The organism is Duganella sp. LjRoot269 (assembly GCF_964254095.1).
GTDB lineage: Bacteria > Pseudomonadota > Gammaproteobacteria > Burkholderiales > Burkholderiaceae_D > Rugamonas > Rugamonas hordei.
Genome location: NZ_CAXUSL020000001.1, coordinates 5,026,396 through 5,044,094, shown reverse-complemented (window position 1 = coordinate 5,044,094; position 17,699 = coordinate 5,026,396). Strand labels below are relative to the sequence as shown.

Here is a 17,699-nt window from a genome sequence, read left to right as displayed (position 1 = left end):
ATGAACTATTTACATCAATTTGTGTTCGGCATCTATCCGTACATCGCGCTGGCGATCTTCCTGGTGGGCAGCCTGATCCGCTTCGACCGCGAGCAATACAGCTGGAAGTCGGAATCGAGCCAGACGCTGCACAACGGCATGCTGCGCCTGGGCAGCCCGCTGTTCCACATCGGCGTGCTTGGCCTGTTCTTCGGCCACCTGGCTGGCCTGCTGACCCCGGTGTGGGTGTGGGACACGCTGGGCGTGTCCCACGGCGCCAAGCAGCTGGTGGCGATGGTGGCCGGCGGCGTGATGGGCTCGCTGTGCCTGGTCGGCCTGCTGATGCTGCTGGCGCGCCGCCTGGGCAACGAACGGGTGCGCGCCCGCAGCACCTTCCGCGACAAGCTGGTGTTGGTGTGGCTGCTGGCCACTCTGCTGCTGGGCCTGACCTCGATCTTCGCCTCGGCCTCGCACATGGACGGCCACATGATGGTCCAGCTGATGACCTGGGCGCAGCACGTGGTCACGCTGCGCGGCGACGCCGCCGGCTTCATCGTCGACGCGCCGCTGGTGTTCCAGCTGCACCTGTTCATGGGCATGTCGCTGTTCGCGATCTTCCCGTTCACCCGCCTGGTGCATGTATGGAGCGGCTTCGGCGCCGTCACCTACCTGAGCCGCGCTTATCAACTGGTGCGTTCGCGCTAAGGAGACCATCATGGGTATCGCAGTCAACGGCGTCGACATCGACGACAGCGCCATCGCGGCGGAACTGCCGCATCAGGCGCAGGCGGCCAACCCGCTGCGCCAGGCGGTGCACGAGGTGGTGCTGCGCACGGTATTGCTGCAGGAAGCGGAGCGGTTGGGCATTGCCGGCACCGACGACGACCAGCGCATCGAAGCCCTGTTCGCGCAGGAAGTCACGGTGCCGGACACTGACGAGGCCAGCTGCCTGCGCTACTATCAGAGCCAGCAGCAGCGCTTCCGCAGCGGCGACCTGGTCGAGGCGCGCCACATACTGTTCCAGGTGACGCCGGCGGCGCCGCTGGAGCTGCTGCGCCAGACGGCCGAGCTGATCCTGGCCGAGCTGCAGGCGCGGCCGCAGCGTTTCGAGGAGCTGGCGCGCCAGTATTCGAACTGCCCGTCGGGCGCGGTCGGGGGCAGCCTGGGGCAGGTGGCGCGCGGTCAATGCGTGCCGGAGTTCGACGAGCTGCTGTTCCGCCTGCAGGCGGGCGAACTGGCGGGGCGCTTGCTGGAAACCCGCTTCGGTCTGCACATCGTGCAAGCCCAGCGGCGCGTGAACGGCGCCGTGGTGCCGTTCGCCGCAGTGCAGGCGCAGATCGCCGACGAGCTGCGCCGCCAGTCCTGGCAGCGCGCCTTGCACCAATACCTGCACATCCTGGTTGGCCGCGCCGACATCGCCGGGGTGGAGCTGGACGGCGCGCAGTCGCCGCTGGTGCAGTAGCCGACTAGTCCTTTCGAACTAGGCCGGCTAAGCCGTCATGCGCAGTGGCAGGACGCTTCCCGGCCGCTACAATGGACCCACACCAACCATGACAGGAGAGCGACGATGTTAAGCGACCGGTTTGGTCGATCGATCGACTATCTGCGGGTGTCGGTCACGGATCGCTGCGATCTGCGCTGTACCTACTGCATGCCCAAGGATTTCAAGGGCTATGAAGACCCGCCCGACTGGCTCAGTTTTGACGAGATCGAACGGGTGGTGGCGGCCTTCGCCCGCCTGGGCACCACGCGTGTGCGCCTGACCGGCGGCGAGCCGTTGACCCGCCGCAACCTGCCGCAACTGGCGACCCGCCTGTCCAGCCTGGAAGGCGTGCGCGACCTGTCGCTGTCGACCAACGGCACCCGGCTGGCGCGCCACGCCGAGGCGCTGGCCGCCTCCGGCATCACCCGGGTCAACGTCAGCCTCGATACGCTGGACCGCGACTGCATGGCCGGCATCACCGGCCGCGACTGCCTGCCGGCGGTGCTGGACGGCCTGCAGGCGGCCAAGGCGGCCGGCCTGGTGCCGATCAAGATCAATATGGTGGCCATGCGCGGCGTCAACGACGCCGAGATCGACACCATGGCGGCCTTTTGTATCGAGCAACATTTCGTGCTGCGTCTGATTGAAGTCATGCCGATGGGCGAGACCGGCCGCAACACCGCCTACCTGAACCTGGGGCCGGTGCAGCAGCGGCTGGCCGAGAAGTTCCAGCTGGTGCCGCAGGCGCTGGAGCTGGGCGGCGGGCCGGCGCGCTATTGGTCCACGGCCGACGGCAGCGCCAGCATCGGCTACATCACGCCGCTGTCGCAGCATTTCTGCGCCACCTGCAACCGGGTGCGGTTGGCGGTGGACGGCACCCTGTACCTGTGCCTGGGCCAGGAGCAGCAATATCCGCTGGCGCCGCTGCTGCGCGGCGGCGCCAGCGATGCCGAACTGGAACAGGCGATCCGGCACGCCATCGAACTCAAGCCCCAACAGCATGATTTTGGGCGGGAACCGACCAAGATCGTGCGCTTCATGTCGCAAACGGGCGGCTAGGTGGACGCGCCGGGCGTGTATACTCAGACGCTTACTCATCCGTTCCAACAGATACCAGGAGTCGCCATGTTGAAGCCAGGACTATTCGCCGGCTGGCAGAAGCTGTCGACCCGTATTGTCGGCTTGCTGCTGAGCTTTCTCGCGATCGCGCTGATCGTGATCGGCTCGACCTTGCTGCTGTCCTGGCAGCTGGAGGGTAGCGCCGCCGCCATCAACGTGGCCGGCAGCCTGCGCATGGATAGCTACCGCCTCGCGCTGCTGGCCACGCAAGCCGATGGTGCACATCAGGTCGGCGAGCAGCTGCGCCGCATGGAGCGCACACTGGAGCTGTTGCGGCGCGGCGATCCGCAGCGGCCGCTGTTCCTGCCGCCCACCGCGGCCATCCACGGCGCCTACGCCGACGTGCTGCAGCAATGGCAGGCTGAACTGGCGCCGCCGGTGCGCGGCCTGCTGGCGGCCGGCGCGCGCGATGGCGCGCAAATCCAACTGATCCAGCAACGCAGCGAGCAGTTCGTGCTGCGCGTCGACCAGCTGGTGCACCGCATCGAACGCGACAGTGAAAGCCGCACTTTCTGGCTGCGCGCCTCGCAGCTATTGTTGCTGGCGCTCGCCCTGCTGGGCACGATCAGTATCATCTACCTGCTGTTCGACATGATCGTGGCGCCGGTGACGCGGCTGCAGGGCGGCATCGAACGTATGCGCGAGCAGGATTTCAGCGTGCGGCTGGAGGTCGACAGCAATGACGAATTTGGCCAGTTGGCGAACGGCTTCAACCAGATGGCCGACAAGCTGCAGGATTCCTACAGCAACCTGGAACAACGGGTGCAGCTCAAGACCGGCGAACTGGAACTGCAAAACCGCGAACTGGCGCTGCTGTACGACATCGCCTCCTTCCTGCAGCAGCCGCAGGCAGCCGAGCCCCTGTGTCAGGGCTTCCTGCAGCGGATCAGCGAATATTTCCGCGCCGACGGCGGCTCGGTGCGCATCCTGGATCCGCTGCGTGGCAACCTGCACATGCTGGTGCACCAGGGGATCTCGGAAGCGCTGGTCGAGACCGAGCGCTGCCTGAAGGTGGGCGAGTGCCTGTGCGGCGAGGCGGTGGTCAGTAAGCTGGCGGTGATTCACGACCTGCGGCGCCGCGACGGCGGCCATACGCTGCAATGCCACCGCGAAGGCTTCGCGACGATTTCGATCTTCCACATTTTCGCGCAGCGCCAGCACATGGGCTTTTTCAACCTGCACTTCCGCGCGGCCACCACGTTCACGGCGGCCCAGACGGCGCTGCTGGAAACGCTGGGCCAACTGCTGGGCACGGCGATCGAAAACCAGCGCCTGCAGGGGCGCGATCGCGAGCTGGCCATTTCGGAAGAGCGCAACCTGGTGGCGCAGGGCCTACACGACAGCATCGCCCAGGGCTTGAACTTCCTGAATTTGCAGGTGCAGATGCTGGAGCAGTCGCTGCAGCGGCAACGCATCGACGAGGTGGAGAGCATCGTGCCGGCCCTGCGCGCAGGCGTCGAGGAGAGCTACCAGGACGTGCGCGAACTGCTGCACAACTTCCGCACCCGGCTGCAGGAAGGCAACCTGGTGACGTCGCTGGAAACGGTGGTCGACAAGTTCCGCCGCCAAAGCGGCATAGCGGTCGATTTCAGCGCCGATTCCGACGGCGCGCCGTTCCCGCGCGAGCACCAGCTGCAATTGCTGTTCATCGTGCAGGAGGCCCTGTCCAACGTGCGCAAGCACGCGTCGGCCAGCCAGGTGTGGGTGCGGCTGATGGACGATCAGGACTTCACGCTCAGCGTCAAGGACAACGGCCACGGCTTCGATCAGGCCGCGCTGGAGACGCAGGGCGAGGCCCATGTCGGCGTCAACATCATGCGCGAGCGCGCTCAGCGCATCGCCGCGCAGCTGCAATTGCGGTCGGCGCCGGGCGCCGGCACGGAAGTGCTGCTGCGCCTGCCGCGCGCCCAGCGCCGCGCGGCTTAACCCTATCAAGAAAGGCTGGAGTCGATGGACAAGCAAGCAAATACGATCAGCGTGTTGCTGGTGGACGACCACACGCTGTTTCGCAGCGGCATACGCTCGCTGCTGCAACGCCACCCGGAGTTTGTGGTGGTGGGCGAGGCTGCCGACGGCTTCGAGGGCGTCAAACGAGCACAGCAGTTTAAGCCGCAGGTGGTCTTGCTGGACCTGAACATGCCAGGCATGTCGGGCTTGGAAACGCTGGAACTGCTGCGCCAGGATTGTCCCGACAGCGCGGTGGTGATGTTGACCGTGTCGGAAGACGCGGAAGACCTGAGCGTGGCGCTGAAGGCCGGCGCCAGCGGGTATCTGCTGAAGAATATCGACACCGAGTTCCTGGTGCGGGCGTTGCGCCGCGCGGCGGCCGGCGAGACCGTGCTGGCCGAGGCGATGACGGCCAAGCTGGTGGCGCAATTGCAGTTGGGTGCAGTGCCGCCGGTAGCATCGGAGCTCGACAAGCTGACCTCGCGCGAGCGGGAGATCCTCGACTGTCTTGCGCGCGGTGAAAGCAACAAGGGCATCGCGCGCACGCTGGACCTGGCCGAAAGCACGGTCAAGATTCATGTTCAGAATGTGCTGAAAAAGCTCAAGCTGAGCAGCCGGGTACAGGCAGCCGTGTACGCGGTCGAGCACCGCATGCACAACGGCGCCTGAGGCGCCATACAGTTCAGCCGCCGCAGCAACCACCGGGCGCCTCGACCGGACGCGCGCTGGCGGGGTAGCCGGCCAGCGCCAGGGTGCGCATCAGCAGGTGCGGCGAGGTCCGCGTTTCGTCGACGCGTGCCAAGGCCACGCGGTCGCGCAGCGAGACGCGCACGTCGCTGACGCCGTCAATCTCGACCAGAAGTTTGGCGATGGTGTCGGCGCATACTTCGCCTTCCATGCCGTCGATAAGAAGTTCTGTTTGCATAGCATTCCTTTTGATGTTGAGCCCGAATGAAACCCACAGCGACAGCCTAAGCCAAAGCACTTCTATTGGCTAAGGTGTTTTGGATTTCCTTGATCCAGCTTATGCAATGTGGGCGCAGGGCTTCACGCGGTGCCATGCCGCGCCGACAATGGTACGTACTCTTATAGGATGTAGATCATGAGCTTGCTTCACATTGAAGAACCCGCCAGTACGACGTCTGCGTGGGACAGCAGCCACCCCCTGTGGGCACTGGGCTTTCGGCCTTTCTATCTGGTGGCTGCGGTGTTTGCCGCGCTGGCGATACCGCTGTGGATCCTGCGTTACCTGGGTTGGTGGAGCGCAGGCGCCGTCCCCTGGCTGCACGTGGGATTCAACTGGCATATGCACGAGATGGTGTTCGGCATGGCGGCGGCGGTGGTGGTCGGTTTTCTCTACACCGCCGCGTTCAACTGGACTGGTTTGTGGACGCCGGTGCGCGGCCGGCTGGCGGCGCTGGTGGCCTTGTGGCTGGTGGGCCGGCTGGCAATGCTGGCGGCGCCGCCCCTGGTCGGAGCGGTGATCGACTGGCTGTTCCTGCCGGCCGCAGCCTGGCCGCTGTGGCAGGTACTGAAAAGATCCGGCAACAAACGCAACTACTTTCTGGTGGGCCTGCTCGCGCTGATGGCGACTGCCAACGGCGTATTCCATGCCATCATGCTGGGCTGGATGACGGCCTCGTCGATCGCGCCGGTGCAGGCGGCAATCCTGGTCATCGTGCTGATGGAGGCGGCTATTGGCACCCGCATCATTCCCATGTTCACGCGCAATGGTGCACCCGGTAGCAACCCGGTGGTCGAGCCCAAGCTCGACCGCTTGTCTTTAGGCTTGATCGTCAGCTTCGCGTTGGGCTGGATCACCTCCGTTCCCGTCTGGCTGATCACGCCCTTGGGTGTGGCCGCAGCGGCGCTGGTGTTGCTGCGCCTGTGGCACTGGCAGGCACTGCGCACCGCAGGCTATCCATTGCTGTGGATTATGCACCTGTCCTATGCGTGGATCGCCGCTGGCCTGCTGTTGTTGGTGCTGTCGCGCTGGCAAATGGTCAGCGCCAGCGCCGGCTTCCATGCGTTGACGGTGGGGTCGATGGCCGGCCTGATCCTGGGTATGATGACGCGTACCACCCTTGGCCATACCGGACGGCCGCTGCGCGCCGGTCCGATGGAAACGGCGATGTTCGGATTGATACAACTGAGCGCTCTGAGCCGCGTGCTTTCGGCGCTGGGTTGGGACAAGGGCCCAGACTTGTTGGCGTTTAGCGCGCTGTGCTGGGTCGGGGCTTTTTTCCTGTACGTCTGGGCGTATGCGCCTTACCTGGTCCGTTCGCGGGTAGATGGGAAATCGGGTTAGCCTGCGAATCCGCGTTTTTGCGCCAGGCCAATGCGTTGCAGCTCGCCTGTCGCGGCCATGGGCGCATCAAACAAGGTGAATTGACCGAAGTGTGGCATGAAGTGTGGTTTTCGACTAAGTCATTGATTTTAAAGGATATATACGGCCTGCAAAGCCGTCTAGGTCGGTTCGACTCCGATCCTCGCCTCCAGACAATTTGAACTCCACGCGGGAGTAGCTCAGTTGGTAGAGCGCAACCTTGCCAAGGTTGAGGTCGAGAGTTCGAGACTCTTCTCCCGCTCCAGTATGTAGAAGGGCAGCCGATGTGGCTGCCCTTTTTGCATTCGACGGCATGCGCGGCTACGTGGTTGCTACCGTTTCGAATCGGTCAGTCTGTTGGATAGGGCTGCTGACTCGTTACGCTGAAAGGCGCAAAAGCACGGAGCCATGTGGCTTGATGGTCTGACGGATGACGCCGCGCGCTGCCGGCAGATCGCGGCGTGCCCACAGGTCACGCAGCGCCACGGTTTTATCGCCGAGGTTCAGGCGCGACAGGTCGAACGCGATGTCCACCGGCTTGTCTTCCGTGTTGAACAGCGCAAGGTAGTAGGCCGATTTTGTGCCGTTCGCGCGTGCGCTCCAGATGCGCGTGCCCTGGTCGGCGTGCAGCGGCCGGTTCTGGTGACTCTTCTGATTCACCGCGAGCACTTCCGGATTGGTCAGCAGGGCGAGCGTGGCGTCGTCCATGCGCCGCAAGTCGCCGCCCATGATCAGCGGCGAACGCGCGATGCTCCATAGGGACATCAGTGTCTGCTGCTCATCCGGCGTGAATTTGGTGTCGCGTTCACCCAGTGCAAGGCGGCCAAGGGGCAGCATGTCGGCGTCCGGCCAGGCGTTCTCGCCCATGTAGGGATTCCAGTTTTCCAGACGGCGGAACTGATCCTTCAGCAATTTCCAATCGTCCCAGAAATCGTCCGAGATGCGCCACAGCTGCGCATAATGCGGCACGTGGTTGGCCCATTTGAGGTCGGTCTCGCCGGGCGACAGGCTCAGCGTGATGGCGCGGCCGCTCGCCTTGATGGCTTTGTGCGCGGCTTCGATCTCGCGCCAGTTCTTGTCATACGGGCGCGACATGTCATCCATCTTGACATAGTCGACGCCCCACGATGCATACATTTTGAAGATCGAGTTGTAGTACTCCTGCGCGCCCGGCTTGGTCATGTCGATGCCATACATGTCGCCGTTCCATATGCAGGTGGACGAGGTATCGGCAATATCCTTCGCGCGCAGCGTGGTGCCCAGGATCGGCGTATTCATCCGCACCGCCTGGCGCGGAATGCCGCGCATGACGTGGATGCCGAACTTCATGCCCATCCGATGAATTTGATCGGCAAGGCTCTTGAACCCCTTGTCCTGCGCAACCGATGGGAAGCGGTTGGGCGCAGGCAGCAAGCGGCCATATTCATCCATCGTCAACTCGGCGTCCTTGCGGTAGTCGTAGCCGGTGGCATTCGGCTCGTACCACTGTATGTCCACTGTCAATATGTCATAGCCCGATGGCAGCAGCTTCTGCGCCATGATGCGAGCGGTCTCGAGGGCCTGGGCTTCGTTGATCGTGGTGGCGAACGAATTCCAGCTGTTCCAACCCATCGGCGGCGTGGGCGCTAGCGCCGCGCGGCTGGCCGCCGTTTTTTTCTGCGCTGCGGCAGCAACCGCGGAGACAGGAAGCGCCGCGGCGGCGACGGTGGCCATGGATGCGGTGAAAATACGACGTCGGCGGGCGTTGATCATAATAGTGATGATAGATATGTTAAAAGTGAAGGTGAGCAATTTTGGGCGCCTCCGCCGCAAGCGGCCAAGGCCAGTGTCAGTGCCAGTAAGAGCGCGTCTGGGAGGGGGGATATTGCAAGACTGGTCTCCAGAGGGTGGGTTGCATTCTGCGCGCTCCTCGTGTGCGCCGCAATTTTCAAAATCACCAATGCGCGGAGTCATTTTTCTTTCGGCCGACGAGGCGGCCAATTCTTGTTTTGTCGGATTGCTTGTTTTCGAATTTGCGACGCGGCTGCGGCCGCGCGTGCGTCATCTACCCTCAGTCCTTGGGAGGGGCGATATCGATTCGCATATCGATCGCCGCCAAAATATGATTGGTCGTGGCAGGGGGCCGGCCATAATATTTGCCACCGCGTTCGCGCTGTAGACGCCGCGAACATCCAAATAAAAAAGCGCCCCGTAAGCGCAGCACCACGAGAAGACCCATCCCGCCCATGAACCTGAACATCCCGCCACGCGGTGCCGTCCTGCCGAGCCCCCAACGCCGCCTCCGTGTCTCCCGCCTGCTGTCGCTGGCTGCCCTGATCGCGCCACTGGCGATGGCTCAGACCGCCGTCACGATCGACCTCTCCAAGCCCGGCATCCCCGTCAGCCCGACCCTGTATGGCCTGATGACCGAGGAAATCAACTACTCCTACGATGGCGGCTTGTACGCGGAACTGGTGCGCAACCGCGTCTTCAAGGACGACGACAAGACGCCCGCGCACTGGTCGGTGGTGCAGGACGCCGGCGGCAGCGCCGCGATCGCGCTCGACCAGCGCTTTCCCGTCGCCGCCACCGCCCTGACCACCAGCCTGCGGCTCGATGCCGCGCGCGCCGCGCGGGGCCACCGGGTCGGCATCGCCAACGCCGGCTACTGGGGCATTCCGGTCAAGCCGAACACCCGCTACCGCGCCAGCTTCTACGCCAGGACCGCCGGCGCCGGCGGGGTGCCGCTGACCGTCAGCATCGAAGGCACGGACGGCAACACCGTGTACGCGCAGGCCGAGGGCGGCCGCATCAACGGCGATTGGAAGCGCTACAGCGTCACCCTGACGACTGCCGCCAACGTCAAGCCGACCGCCGCCGCGCGCCTGGTGATCGCCACCGAAAGCCCGGGCACCGTATGGTTCAACCAGGTTTCGCTGTTCCCGCCGACCTACAAGGACCGGCCGAACGGCAACCGGGTCGACCTGATGCAAAAACTGATCGACATGAAGCCGGCCTTCCTGCGCTTCCCGGGCGGGAACTACCTCGAAGGCGAGACCGTGGCGACCCGCTTCAAGTGGAAGGAAACGCTCGGTCCGATCGAACAGCGTCCCGGCCATCGCGGCACCTGGGGCTACCGCTCATCCGACGGCATGGGCCTGCTCGAATTCCTCGAGTGGTGCGAGGATATGGGGGCCGAGCCGGTGCTGGCGGTATTCGCCGGCTATGCGCTCCACGGCGAGACCATTCCGGGCGGCCGGGACCTGCAGCCCTTCGTCCAGGAAGCGCTCGACGAGATCGAATACGTCACCGGCGACGTCGGCACGAAATGGGGCGCGCAGCGCGCCAAGGATGGCCATCCGGCGCCGTTCAAACTGCGCTACGTCGAGATCGGCAACGAGGACGGCTTCGACAAGCAGAAGACCTACGACGGCCGTTACACCCAGTTTCACGACGCCATCAAGGCGAAGCACCCGCAGCTCAAGCTGATCTCCACCGTGAACGGCAAGGACTGGCTGAGCCAGCTCCAGGCGCTGACCAGCCGGGTGCCCGACCTGGTCGACGAGCACTACTACTACAGCCCGATGGAGATGATGAGCGACGCCGCGCGCTACGACAGTTATGAGCGCAGCGGGCCGAAGGTGTTTATCGGCGAGTGGGCCGCGCGCGAAGGCGAACCGACCACCAACCTGCACTCCGCGCTGGCCGACGCCGCCTTCATGGCCGGCATGGAGCGCAATGCCGACGTCGTCGAAATGTCCTGCTACGCGCCGCTGCTGGTGAACGTGAACCCGGGTGGGATGCAGTGGCAATCGAACCTGGTCGGTTACGACGTCCAAGCGAGCTACGGCTCGCCGTCCTACCATGCGCAGAAGATGTTCAGCAATTATCTGGGCAACGTGTCGCTGCCGGTGACAGCGCAGAAGGTCGGTACGCAGACCTGGCAGCAGCCGGCCAGCAAGGAGGCGCCGCAGGTGCTGCCGCCGGCCAGGCAAGTGCCGACCATGTTCTTCTCGGCGACCAAATCGGACCAGCTCGGCGAGATCTACCTGAAGGTCGTCAACGCGATCGGCACGCCGCAGACGGTGCGGGTCGAGCTTGCCGGCGCCGGCAAGGTGGCGTCGGAAGGCAAGGCGATCGTGCTCGCCTCGGCGAAAAAGGAAGACACCAACACCATCGTCGAGCCGACCAAGGTGGTGCCGGTGACCAGCAGGGCGAGCGGGCTGGGTAAGCAGTTCAGCTATAGCTTCGCGCCGTATTCGGTGACCGTGCTGGTGCTGTCGACCAAATAGGCCGCTACTACTGCGATTCCGCCATGGCCCTCATTGGGCGTCATGGCGGGAAGCCCGCGTCGGTGAGCACGCGGCCATCGGTGGAACCCTGGCGCGAGTCGGGTCCTCGCGATCGCCGAATTCGGCGCGGCGCGGCTTGCCTACATCGAGCGTGGCTCCTTGCCGGCTAGATTGGCGGGCGATGGTTCGCCTATGCCGAGCGCGCTATCCCGGTACGTGGCCGGCGTACAACCCAGTTCGCGCTTGAACACCTGGTGCATGTACTGGGAGGAGCTGAAGCCGCAGGCCTGCGCCACCTCGGCGATGTTGTGATTCCCGCTTTCCAGGCGGGTTTTGGCGGCATCGAGCCTGATGCGCAACAGCACGTCGTGCACCGTGCACCCCAGCTCCTGCCGGAAATACGATTCGAGCGAAGAGCGTGAGATGCCCACATAATCGGCTACCTGCCTGGTTTTGATGCCTAGACAGGCGTACTGGCGCATGAAGTGCCGAGCCCGCATCACGTACGGATGCTTGATCAGCTGGTACTGGCTGGACGCGTGCACATTGATGCCGGCAGGCGGCACCAGGATGCGCGTGTCGGCCAGGTTCGCACCGAGCAGCATCCGGTTCAGCATATGGGCGGCCGTGCGTCCCATCATCACTGAGCCATGGATCACCGAACTGAGCGGTATGCGGCCCAGCACGCGCACCAGCGGATCGTTGTCGATGCCGATCAGCGCCACCTGCTCCGGCACTGCGATGCCGGCGAGCGTACAGGCCTGCAACAATTGGCGCGCACGCGCATCCGTGACGGCGATGATGCCGACCGGTTTGGGCAAGCTTTGCAGCCAGGCGATCTGACTCTGGACCGCCTCATCCCACGAATGCGCCTTGGTGCTGAGGCCACGGAAGATCCCGGCCCCCATTCGGTCGCGCCGCATCAGGCTGATGAAGGCGTTTTCGCGCTCTTGCGCCCAGCGGTTTTCCATGGCTTCCGGTAGACTGAACATGGCAAAGTGGCGCAGGCCGGCTCCGGCGAGGTGCTCGTACGCTAGTTCGATGAGCTTGGAATTGTCGGTCGCCACGTAAGGAATGCCGGGCGGGTATTGGTCTTCGCAGGCATATGAGCCGCCCACTGCCACCACTGGAACGCGCGCGCGTCAGGGCTGCCGAAATGGGCCGCGATGCCCTCCCGGATGTCGCGGTCGAATGCCTTGTTCGCGTTGAACAGCAGGGCAATACGGCGTGCTTTTGTCATTTTCATCTCGGCTGAGTGCTGTCAACGCCGCAGTGTATTCGTGAGAACGACAGCAGTAACGCACTCGTTATACCGAAACGCATCGCAATGCACCTCGGAGTTTGATAAAGCGCCCCGAGCCCTGCCTGCCGCGCCGACACCGTCGAGTGCGGCCATTGAAGGTGATCAGGCTCCGGGCGCCGATGAAGGAGCCAGATTACCGACGGCGACGACGCGCTCCCGCGACAACGATCAAGCCGCTCAACAGCAGCGGCAGGATGCCGGGCTCCGGAACGGCGCTGATGTTTTCCACATTGATGTTGTCGAGTTCGTTGTAGGCGCCCGAGCCCAGGCGCAGTTCGCTGATGCCGTTCAGCTTGGTGTCCCAGGTGCCCCAGTCCTGCAGCACGCCGACCGGCTTGCCATCGGCCGACAGCGCGCTCTGGTCCGTGTAGTAGTTGAAGCTGACCAGGTTGAACCGGCCGCCGTCCACGCGGGTCAGCGTCACGAAGGAATTCGCCCCATTTTCGAAGCCGTCGTGCCAGTTGAAGGTCTGCGGCTCATACGTGCCGTCGCCGAAGTGGGCCGCGCCGGCCGGCGCGTTGGGTGTGGTCAGGGTCACCAGAAAGCCCGACTCCTGGTAGCTCAGGCTCTGGCCATTGGCGCTCATGCTGTCGAGCAGCGCTTCGCCGTCGCCATAGGCTCCGAACTTGGTCAAGCTGTCGAAGGTCAGGACTGCGGCGCCGACGTTGGCCGCCGCCGCGCCCAAACCGAGGATCAAAGAGACGAGGATGCTTTTGAATTTCATGGACTTCATTTTGTTCTCCGAATTGGGGGATTCATGCAGGTTTGCATGGGGCGGGCCTGGCGCTTTAGTAGCTGAACAAGATGCCACGGCCGCCGCCGGACATGAACAGGCGGCCAGGCACCGTCTGATCGGCCGCCAGGTTGCCGATACCGCCGTACTGGTGCTTGTCGTCGTTGAAGCGCCGCCAGGTGGCGCCGCCATCGTCGGAACGGTGCACGCCCCACACGCCGTTGATCACGCCGACCACATACACCGAGGCTGAGTAACTCGCGCCGGCCGGGGCTTTGCCCAGGGCGATGGAGGTGGCGCCATACACAACGGGCCATGACCAGGTCGGGTGATCACCCCAGATCGACCCCGTCACGCTCAGCTTGGTCCAGGTGGCACCGCCATCGAGCGAGTGGAAGATGCTGTGCGAGTCGGCCAACCATACGTCGCCTTCGGCGTTGGCATTGACGGCCAGCGAGGTGTTCGAGATAAACTCGGGGCGCGGGCCCAAGGTGGAGAACTGGCTGCTGACGGTGAACGTATGGCCGCCGTCGGTCGAATAGTAGAACAACGGCGCCGAGCGCCACCAGCCGCCGCCGCCTTGGTACGCATACACGCGGTTCGGATTCTTGCGGTCGGCCGCCAGGCGGTAGCTTGTGCCCGGTTCCACGGCCGGCAGATTGGTGTAGGTCCAGCTCGCTCCACTGTTGGTGGTGTAGGCCGGCACGGAATCGGACGGCGCCCAGACGATGTGGCCCGGTTTGGTGACCGCCAGCGTCGAGTCACCGCCCTGGTGGGCCATGCCGTCGGGGTGGTTGGCGGAGAAGGCAGTCCAGGTCAGGCCTGAATCGGTGGAGTAGGCGCCAGCCACGTTGGGGTGGTCCCAGGTGGTGGTGCCGATCGTCGCGATATAAGCCGGATTGGCCCACGCCATGTCGGAGCTGTTGCTGTTGCTGAACCAGTTCTTCGGGCCGCGCGTCGGGGCTTTGTAGAGTTCCGTATGGACGACCATGCCCATGTCTCCCGAGCTGTTGAGCAGTTGGTAGTTCGCGCCCGGCGGTGACGCCATCAGGGCCAGTGTCGCGGTTTCCTCCAGGCCTTTAACGATGAAGTTCCAGGTCGGCTCGGCCGCCGACGCATTCCTGGTTTCCCACACGCCGCCGCCATTCACATGCAGGATGCGTTCAGGATTGTTCGGGTCGATCTCGACGTCGTCGGGCCATCCCCCCCACATGGTCTGTTCGCCGAAGTGCGGGGCCAGGGCGGAAATCTCGCGCCAGGTGGTGCCGGCATTATCCGACAATTGCACAATAGGCTGGCCTTCATAGTTGCCCCAGGAATTGGTGACACCGAGCGCGATGCGAGTGGTGGCGCCGGTGCCGGACACCGACAAGCCGCCCATGCCGTAGCCGGTACCCGGGCTCGACGAATCATAGCTCTTGAGCAGGGTCCAAGTGCTGCCGTCGAATTTGTACAGCCTTGCCGAACCGCTGGCGCCGGGGCCGGTGCCCTGCGTGAAGGCGACGTACATCATGCCGTCCTTGGCGCGCACCATGTGCGGGATATAGTAGCCCGTCACGGGTGTGGTGATGCCGGTCCAGGTGGCGCCGCCGTCGGTGGTCTTGTACATGCTGTATGCCAGACCCGCCACCGCGGCATAGTCCGGCCCAACGGCCGTGTAGATGGTCTGCGTGGCGTTGCCGGTACCTTTGGTATTGGTGTCGAAGATCACCTGCTCCATGCCGACCACGCCACGCCATTGGGCGGTGTCGATTTCTGCATTGGTCATCTTGTGCGACGACAGTGAGGTCAGCTGCTGCCAGGTCTGGCCGCGGTCGGCGCTCTTCCACAGGCCGGTCGTTCGCGTTGCGTAGAACAGGATGGCAGGATTGTTGGGGTCGACCATCAGGCGCTCGCCGACGGCACGGCCTTGGGCGTTGCTGGCCGCCGAGAACGGCAGGTTGACGTAGGTCCAGTTGTCGCCGCGGTCGGTGGAAATGTAGAGGCGCGCGTCGGCTTTGTCCGACAGGTACATGCCGGTGCTCATGTAGACGCGATTGTCGTCGTTTGGATCGAGCGCCATGGTCTCGGAGCCGTGGTAGAAGGATTCGGCGGCGCCGAAGCCGTCGGTGATCGGTACCCAGGCCGCGTTGGCGGCGTCCCAGCGGTAGGCACCGCCCATGTCGGTGCGAGCATACAGCACGTCCGGACTGGTCGGATGGAAGATCAGCCCGGGCACGTAGCCGCCGCCGCCGATCTTCACGTTGGCCCATCGGGCCGGCGCCGCTGGCCTGGCCGCGGCCCCCATGCTCATCATCGAGGCAAACCTGGATCCCGCTGCGGATCCGGTGCTCTCACTGCCGCCACCGCAGCCGGCCACCAGGGCAGCCAGCACGCCGGCGAGGGCGATGATTTGCTTTTTGTTCATACTCAGTCTCCAGGGAAAATAAATCGGTGAATGTGCGGCACATTGGATGTCCGTCATATATAAAACAGCGCAAACCGCGAAGACATTAAAAGCGCGCAAATAATCGCATTCAACCTGTGTTTCCTTGCGGACCGCCGGCGCCATCAAGCATCCTGCGAACACCTGCGCGCAAATCGGTTCGAATACCTCAATCGCCCGATAAATTTCTTAATGACTCGCCAGGGGCGGTAACGAGACCTGGCCCAGGTCCGAAGCATAGGCAGCCCATCTTGTGGAACGATATCGCTGGCGAAAAAATTTCTTACAATCCGCAGAAATTGCAAGCAAAGTTAGCCAAAGTGGAAGTCTGCCGCGGCCGCCTGCCTGGCGCGCGCGCTCGACAGCCCCCGACGATGCCACCCTTGAGCACATCGTGTCCGTGACGAAGCCGATATGCGCCACAATGTTGCAAAAATACCTAGGGCCGCCCATATTTCGCCTGTTATGATGCCGAACCATAGCCGCCAAAAAGTGCGGCGCAGAGACACTTCAACACCTATCCATATGCAAGAGTTATATAAAAAAACGCTGCTGGCGCTGATTTTCCTGCTCGTCGTGGACGCGCTGCTGGCGGTTTTTCTTGTTTACCGGACCTTTCCGACAGAGTCGCTGATGCCTGAGCATAAAGGTGGCTCCCACTGGCATTACGGAACGGTTTCCGATATGGCGACTAGCGAAGCGTCGGCGGTGCGCTTGCTCGACAAGTCACGCGACCGGCTGCGCTTCGACTTCAAGCTGAAGGAGGCGGCCACGTATCCTTTTGTCGGCATCGTGCTGGCCCTCGATGACGACAAAGGACGACCGATTCACGAAGATTGGTCGAAGTTCGATACCATTACCTTTGTTGCCAAATGTGCGCCGGCCACTTCCATGATGCTCGAGGTGTCCACCTTTGATGAAAAACTCTCCACGGCAGGCAAATTCGGGACTTACATTCCACCTAGAACGTATTTTTCGTGCAATGAACAGGGCATGCCGGTGACGCTCGAGCTAGCCCGGCTGCTTATTCCCGAATGGTGGTTTCCTGTGAGGAAGCAGGAATTGGCGCTCCAGGGTTATAAACTGGAAAAGGTCGGGCAAATCTTGTTTGGCACCAGCAGTACCACTCCACACAATGTCGATGGGCATGTTGAAATCAGCGAACTGACATTGCATGGCCGCGATTACCGCTATTTGGCCGCGCTGGTGGTTATTATCCTGGGTGGCTGGGTGGCATTTGGCGTGTGGTTTTTTCTGGCCTATTCCCGCGCGCTGTTGGCTAGCGTGGATTCAAAAATGAAAACAAATTTGCCCTTGGTGGCCTACCGCCAGCTCACCGTGGAACCGTACAAGGACAAGGAGAAGGGGGCGGTCTTGCGGTATATTGCGAACTCTTATACCGATCCCGAACTGGACTTGGAAACCGTGGTGGAAGGGACAGGCGCAACCCGCTATAAAATCAATGAAGTGCTGAAATCCGAACTGGGCATGACATTCACCGGTTACGTGAATAAACTGCGGCTGACTGAAGCATCCAGGCTGCTGACTGAGAACAGCAGCGCCGCCGTGTCGGAAATCGCGTATTCGGTTGGTTACGCGAATGTTCCCTATTTTAATAAGCTGTTCAAGGAAGAATTCGGTTGCTCGCCGAAGTCATTTCGGATTCTTGCCTCCCAGCAGAGGCAGCACGAGCAGTAGCAGCAACCCGCCGACTGCTCCCTTCATAATCACTCGCCTGAACCGCCGCGTCCCAACTGCTCATTCTGAGCCGGCTCGTTCCAACCACGCAGCCTGATCCGGCTCGTCAGCACCACTCAACCTGCCCCCCGCCTGAACTTCTGTCATCCCGCCCTCGCGCCAGTCGCAGGGGCGTGCCCTCCATTCCACCCCTTGCCAGTGCCCTTTTCTCCGGCCGAGCCACGGCTGCTCCACGGTTGGACCGTGGCATCGCCCCATTTCTTCCGCCAGCTGCAACAGCGGATTTACGCTGTGGTCAAGATTGCTTGCAATTTCTGCCGATTGTAAGAAATTTTCTTGCCAGCGATAGCGTTGCGCAAGAGGGGCTGCCTATGCTTCAGACGTGGGCCAGGTTCCGTTACCGGCCCGGTCGCAG

Annotated in this window: 12 protein-coding genes, 1 tRNA gene and 1 pseudogene; 9 read left to right on the top strand and 5 right to left on the bottom strand. The window is 63.1% G+C overall.

The annotated features are described in order from the left end of the window. The 5 genes from narI (at position 1) to ACSQ3S_RS22430 (ending at position 5,197) form a co-directional block, all read left to right on the top strand. Positions 1-684, top strand: coding sequence for a respiratory nitrate reductase subunit gamma (gene narI, locus ACSQ3S_RS22450; protein WP_020706386.1), 684 nt, complete (start codon positions 1-3; stop codon positions 682-684). Positions 685-694: 10 nt separating this feature from the next. Then, on the top strand, positions 695-1,441 hold the full coding sequence (locus ACSQ3S_RS22445) for a peptidylprolyl isomerase (protein ID WP_436143840.1): 747 nt from the start codon (positions 695-697) through the stop codon (positions 1,439-1,441). 105 nt (positions 1,442-1,546) lie between these two features. Beyond that, a complete protein-coding gene (gene moaA / locus ACSQ3S_RS22440; RefSeq protein WP_436143839.1) occupies positions 1,547-2,521 on the top strand; it encodes a GTP 3',8-cyclase MoaA in 975 nt (324 codons plus the stop codon). A 66-nt stretch (positions 2,522-2,587) separates the two neighbouring features. Continuing rightward, complete coding sequence (locus ACSQ3S_RS22435; RefSeq protein WP_436143838.1) at positions 2,588-4,507, top strand: type IV pili methyl-accepting chemotaxis transducer N-terminal domain-containing protein; 1,920 nt, start codon at positions 2,588-2,590, stop codon at positions 4,505-4,507. 24 nt (positions 4,508-4,531) lie between these two features. Beyond that, positions 4,532-5,197: a response regulator gene (locus tag ACSQ3S_RS22430; RefSeq protein ID WP_436143837.1), complete on the top strand. Its 666-nt coding sequence runs from the start codon at positions 4,532-4,534 to the stop codon at positions 5,195-5,197. Positions 5,198-5,210: 13 nt separating this feature from the next. Here the strand turns inward: ACSQ3S_RS22430 and ACSQ3S_RS22425 are convergent, their stop codons facing one another. After that, entirely contained in the window at positions 5,211-5,453 is a 243-nt protein-coding gene (locus tag ACSQ3S_RS22425; RefSeq protein ID WP_436143836.1) for a heavy-metal-associated domain-containing protein, read from the bottom strand. A gap of 177 nt (positions 5,454-5,630) precedes the next feature. Between ACSQ3S_RS22425 and ACSQ3S_RS22420 the strand changes: the two genes are divergently transcribed. Beyond that, positions 5,631-6,836 (top strand): NnrS family protein, encoded by a 1,206-nt coding sequence (locus ACSQ3S_RS22420; protein WP_436143835.1) that lies wholly within the window; start codon positions 5,631-5,633, stop codon positions 6,834-6,836. Between the two features lie 207 nt (positions 6,837-7,043). Continuing rightward, positions 7,044-7,119: transfer RNA gene (locus tag ACSQ3S_RS22415), tRNA-Gly, on the top strand. 113 nt (positions 7,120-7,232) lie between these two features. Here ACSQ3S_RS22415 and ACSQ3S_RS22410 read toward each other — a convergent pair. Beyond that, positions 7,233-8,606 (bottom strand): glycoside hydrolase family 27 protein, encoded by a 1,374-nt coding sequence (locus tag ACSQ3S_RS22410; RefSeq protein ID WP_436143834.1) that lies wholly within the window; start codon positions 8,604-8,606, stop codon positions 7,233-7,235. Between the two features lie 473 nt (positions 8,607-9,079). Between ACSQ3S_RS22410 and ACSQ3S_RS22405 the strand changes: the two genes are divergently transcribed. Then, complete coding sequence (locus ACSQ3S_RS22405) at positions 9,080-11,125, top strand: alpha-L-arabinofuranosidase C-terminal domain-containing protein (RefSeq protein ID WP_436143833.1); 2,046 nt, start codon at positions 9,080-9,082, stop codon at positions 11,123-11,125. A 140-nt stretch (positions 11,126-11,265) separates the two neighbouring features. On the opposite strand, the pseudogene ACSQ3S_RS22400 reads toward ACSQ3S_RS22405, so the two are convergent. The 3 genes and pseudogenes from ACSQ3S_RS22400 to ACSQ3S_RS22390 form a co-directional block, all read right to left on the bottom strand. Further along, positions 11,266-12,371, bottom strand: a pseudogene (locus ACSQ3S_RS22400) (AraC family transcriptional regulator). Between the two features lie 190 nt (positions 12,372-12,561). Next, positions 12,562-13,161 (bottom strand): PEP-CTERM sorting domain-containing protein, encoded by a 600-nt coding sequence (locus tag ACSQ3S_RS22395; protein ID WP_436143832.1) that lies wholly within the window; start codon positions 13,159-13,161, stop codon positions 12,562-12,564. Positions 13,162-13,216: 55 nt separating this feature from the next. Next, the gene (locus ACSQ3S_RS22390) at positions 13,217-15,568 is read right to left on the bottom strand and encodes a WD40/YVTN/BNR-like repeat-containing protein (RefSeq protein ID WP_436143831.1); all 2,352 of its coding nucleotides are present in this window, start codon (positions 15,566-15,568) and stop codon (positions 13,217-13,219) included. Positions 15,569-16,000: 432 nt separating this feature from the next. On the opposite strand from ACSQ3S_RS22390, the gene ACSQ3S_RS22385 reads away from it, so the two are divergent. Next, complete coding sequence (locus tag ACSQ3S_RS22385; RefSeq protein WP_436143830.1) at positions 16,001-17,284, top strand: helix-turn-helix domain-containing protein; 1,284 nt, start codon at positions 16,001-16,003, stop codon at positions 17,282-17,284. Positions 17,285-17,699 lie beyond the last annotated feature (415 nt).